General features: G+C 69.0%; 4 protein-coding genes and 1 pseudogene. All 5 read right to left on the bottom strand.

The genetic code is table 11. The features are described 5' to 3' along the window. Window positions 1-563 (bottom strand): annotated as a pseudogene (locus AB0P03_RS40550) (integrase); the annotation flags it as partial. A 229-nt stretch (window positions 564-792) separates the two neighbouring features. Further along, a complete protein-coding gene (locus AB0P03_RS40545) occupies window positions 793-1,551 on the bottom strand; it encodes a TnsA-like heteromeric transposase endonuclease subunit (protein ID WP_363633754.1) in 759 nt (252 codons plus the stop codon). A gap of 182 nt (window positions 1,552-1,733) precedes the next feature. After that, entirely contained in the window at window positions 1,734-2,345 is a 612-nt protein-coding gene (locus AB0P03_RS40540) for a hypothetical protein (protein WP_363586110.1), read from the bottom strand. Window positions 2,346-2,515: 170 nt separating this feature from the next. Then, complete coding sequence (locus tag AB0P03_RS40535) at window positions 2,516-3,145, bottom strand: hypothetical protein (protein WP_363586109.1); 630 nt, start codon at window positions 3,143-3,145, stop codon at window positions 2,516-2,518. Beyond that, window positions 3,135-3,881: a hypothetical protein gene (locus AB0P03_RS40530; protein WP_363633752.1), complete on the bottom strand. Its 747-nt coding sequence runs from the start codon at window positions 3,879-3,881 to the stop codon at window positions 3,135-3,137. Before AB0P03_RS40530 ends, AB0P03_RS40535 begins: the two co-directional genes overlap by 11 nt. Window positions 3,882-4,336: the final 455 nt, after the last annotated feature.

Here is a 4,336-nt window from a genome sequence, read left to right as displayed (position 1 = left end):
GCCGGGCTCGACCTGGACAACGGCGGCGCGCACCTCAACTCCACCATCTTCAGCGGCGCCCTGTGGGACATCCGGCACACCCTCGACCCACTCACGTGGACGCCGTGCGACAGCTTGTCGAAGAGCCGGTAGAACGTCGCCCGTGACGGCATCTTCACCGCTCCCAGGCCGTGCTCGGCTTCCAGAATCCGCTCGGTCCGCCAGCGCGCGTACTCGATGGTGCGGGTGGAGGCCGGGACGCTTTCGCCGATCGCCTGGCGGATCGCGGCCAGCACCCGCGGATCGGCCCGCCCGAGCAGTGAGGCGTGCGGGGCGAGCCGGTGATCCACTACCGCTGCGATCCCGCCGGCCTCATACTGCTGGCGCTTGCGCTTGACCGTCCGCGCCTTGACCTCCTCGCCCAGTGCGGTCAACTCGGCGGCCTTCGCTCGCTCGCGTTCGGCCAGCGAGCGGCAGGCGGGGTCGTACTCGGACTTGACCCGGGCCCCGGCCGGGGCGTCGGGTGGCAGGCCGGTGAGAAGTTCGACCAGGTGCCGCTGCCACCACAGGGCGCGCTCGGCCACCGGCTCGGGCAGGCGGTCCAGCAGCGCGGCCGAGCCCAGCGCGGTGCGTCGCTGGCCCCGAGGACCGCGAAGTCCTCGGCGGACTGCAGGTGGACCTGGTCGACGAGCATGCCGGCGCCGTGCGTGTCGGCCAGCCGGACCCGCATCCCGGTCAGGCCGACCACCGTGTAGGTGTGCTTCTGGAACCTGACCCGGTCGCCGAGCCGCAGCCGACCAGGCCGCGCGGAATTCACGGCCGGCCCCGGGACGTCAGGTGCACCAGGGTGCCGGTGCCCAGCGGGGCCGTCACCAGGTCCGCCGTCAGTTCGTGCCGCCAGAGCAGGTGGTAGAGCACCGGCAGCACGGCCAGTCGGTCCCCGACCTGCTCAGCCCCGGCAAGCAGGGGCAGCGGATCGACGAAGATCTCCCTCAGCTGGTCGGCTGCTGGGGCGCGATGGCAGCGGCGGTGGCGGTAGCGGGCCAGCCAGCGCAGGTTCGCCCGGTAGGGCTGGTTCAGGGCGCCGACGTGGCGGAACTGCCAGCCCACTTCCTCGCAGACCCGCGCGGTGAACGCGAAGACCTCGGCGGTGGCCTCGTCGACCAGGTTCCCCGGTCGCACGTCGACAACGACACCTGTGCCGTCCAGCAACCGGGCGAAGTAGTCCGGGGTATGTCGGCGCTCCCGCTCCCCGTCCGTCCAGGCAAGGCGGAAGGGCTGGGAGGCCAGCGCGACGACAGCGGGATCGAAGTCCAGCGCCATCGCCGCGTCTCTCTCCACCCAGGACTCGTAGCCCACGTGGGTCCGCGTTGTCGCCGCCCAGTACTCGCCGGTGAAGTTCTTCTGCCCCTTGAACGAGGCGAACGGCCGCACTGGCGATGCCAGTTCGAAGGGCTCTGCCCACCAGCACGCCAACGGACCGGAACGCTCGACGCCGTCGGTGTCGACGAACCCGCCCTCGACGCCCGAGGCGTACTCCCGGGCGGAGGCCATCACTGCGGACCCGTCCACGAACACCTCCGCTCTGCCGGAATCGTCCCCGTCACTGCGAGGGTGGAGGATCCTGCGGACCACCGTGGCCGAGAGCCGGATACCGTCACGCGAAAGGGTGACAACCCGTCTCAAACAATCTGGTCGACGCAGGCCAGTAGGGGTTTAACCCAGTCTGGAGGATGAGAGGTCTGCTGGGGCACTCATGCCCGGTTAGAGAGAGGAGTTCGAAGCTCCACGCGGAGTCGGATCGAGGTGTCGACGGGCAGTCCCGTGCTGGAGTAGCGAAGCTCCTTCGAGTAGTTCGCGATGAGGTCGAGATCCCGCAACTGCCGCTGCAACTCGGAAGCCAGAGCTTCGTCCGTATCAGGGACGAGCTCGTCTTCTTCCTGTTCGGCGAGGTACTCCAGGTGTTGGTCAACGGCTTCCACCGCCCGGCGGCTGGTCCAATGGGCGAAGTCGTAGCAGCCGAACAGATAGGCGTGAGCGGCATACAACGTCGCGGTTGCGGCCGACTCGTCCGCATCATCGGGCCCGTCCTGGCCGTCGTTGTGGCAGTACTCGCTGAGCATGTACTCGGCGACACCGCGGTTCACTGCCGAGAACGCCGTCGTGTCGCCGAGGACGCCCTCCCACACAGAGTTCAACAGGGGGCGAAGGCCCACGGTGAACGGCGCCTGCTCGTCCTCGGGCAGGGCCTCGTGCCAGTTCATGAGCCGTTCCGCGACACCGGCAGCGAACACGCCACGTTCACTGGTCGACGCCGCCTTCAGCCGCTCCTCCACCAGCACTGAAAGCTCTTGCCACGTGTCCATACGAGCCACCCCCGAGTCGTGAAACCAGCGTGCTCACGCTGGCAACGGCGATCATCGCATCCACCAGGGACAACGCATCAGGCGCGGCCCACCTGTCGGCGTACACGGGTAAGTGCTCAGCCGCGTACTGCTGAACGTGCTCACCTGCCCGGTTCGGCGGGAGCCTTCTCTCACCGTGTGGTTGCCCGGCGGTGAGTGGCGCGGATCAGTACGGTGATCAGGGCCGCCAGGTCGAGGGCGCCGTCCGGGTCGTCCGCGTAGCGGGTGGTCTGCAGCGGCCCCACTTCGTCCAGGCGTACTCCCTCCGTGTCCAGGACGTGAGCGAGGACCAGTACTGCCAGGCGGGCGTTGCCGTCCGGGTAGGGGTGGAAGAAGGCGATGTCGAGGTACGCCCTGGCCGCGCGGGCTGGCAGGGGGACCGACAGGGCGGCGCTCTGGTGTAGGCAAGCGGCGAAGTCCTGCCAGGTGTGGGGCGTGAGCCCGTATCGTTCCCGGCCGTCCTTGGCGAAGGCGTCGCTCTGACGCAGGCGCACCTCGTTCACACCTAGGACCAGCTTCTGCCAGCCGGCCAGAAGGGTCGGGGTGAGCGGCTCTCCCTGTGAGGCATCGGCGCGGGACAGGGTCATCGCGGCGAGCAGCCGGTCGGCGCGGTCCGGGTCGCGGAGGCGGACCGGACCGTCGAACCAGGCGGCGAGTCCGTCCACGGCCGTGCACACCGGTGCCGCGCGCACGCTCGCGGCCGAGGACCAGTCGACCTGCTCCCTGACCTTGCACCACGTGGCCAGCGCGTCATCGCTCACGGTAGAACCCGCGGCCGGTCGGGCGAATCGCCAGATCCTCTCCCACCGTGTCGACCAGGGGCGGGGCGGGCGCACTGTGGCTCTTGAACCGGCCGCCGATCGCGGCTTCCACCGCCTTCTGCGCCTCTTCCAGTCCCAGGCCGGTGGAGGTAAGGAACCAGGTCAGCGTCGTCTCGCAGATCCCGTACCAGGACGACTCGGCGTGGGTGCTGTTGACGACCGCGGTGACCAGGCGGGTCACCGCGCGTTCCAGGTGCCAGCTGCGGTCCTCGGCGTCCGTACCGGGAAGGGGTGCAAGCTGCTCGAACCGCTCGGCCATGTCCTCCAGCCAGTCACGCCACTCCAGCAGGCAGGTCACGACGCGTTCGGCGGTCTCCGACGCCTCTCCGACCGAGTGCGAATCGCAGCACCAGGTCTCGACGGGACCGCCGTGGTGGTTCGAATGGTCCCAACCGCAGGCCCACCGGCCATAACGGGACACCAGGAGCACGGTGACCTCGTCGATGAATCGAAAGCCCGCCATCCGCTCGGCACCGATGGGAGGCGCCATCGGAACGACCAGCGCCGTCAGCCGCGCCGCCTCGTCGTCGTCCCAGTCGAAAGCGTTCCGGCCGGGGGCAGCAGCGGACCACGGCAGGTCCCAGGCTCGTTCGCGGTGGATGGACGTGGCGTACCTCCGAGGTGAGACATGACGGAACAACTGACCGATCATGCCGACCAGGTCGAGACCTGTCATCCCAATTTGTTGACCACCGACCTGCGTCTCCCGCCGCCCGGCTGCCTTCACCCAGCCGGGCACATTCACGTGTACCTGCCTGAGCACTTACCCGTGTACGCCGACAGCTGTCGGCGTACACCCGAATGTGCGCCGGCCGGTACAGCGGAACGTGCACGGCCATCCCGGCTTTTTGGCCCAGTGCTGTGGCGCCAGGGTCCCCCGTCTGGTCAGGATCCGGGACAGTCGTCACCATCAACGGGGCCCTCTCCCGGAGGCGGCTGGGGTATGCCTCCGGGCCTTCCGGGTCCCGTGTCGCCTTGGGGCGCATCTGCCCGGCGCATCGGGCGGGGAACGCGGAAAGGTCCGAAGGTGCGTTCCTACTGACTTCGGCTTGTCAGGGTGAGGTTGGGGTGTCGAGGGTGAGGCCGGTGCCGGCTATGAAGCCGTCGATGGTGTCGGGCCGGTACTGCAGG

This window comes from Kitasatospora sp. NPDC088779 (genome assembly GCF_040685395.1).
Classification (GTDB): Bacteria; Actinomycetota; Actinomycetes; order Streptomycetales; family Streptomycetaceae; genus Kitasatospora.
The sequence above is the reverse complement of the archived record's forward strand: the minus strand, read 5'-3'. Positions and strand labels throughout refer to the sequence as shown.

Bases quoted from the DNA above. Each gene is read 5' to 3' on its own strand.
- AB0P03_RS40540 (WP_363586110.1), bottom strand. From the start codon at position 2,345: ATGGACACGTGGCAAGAGCTTTCAGTGCTGGTGGAGGAGCGGCTGAAG.
- AB0P03_RS40530 (WP_363633752.1), bottom strand. From the start codon at position 3,881: ATGACAGGTCTCGACCTGGTCGGCATGATCGGTCAGTTGTTCCGTCAT.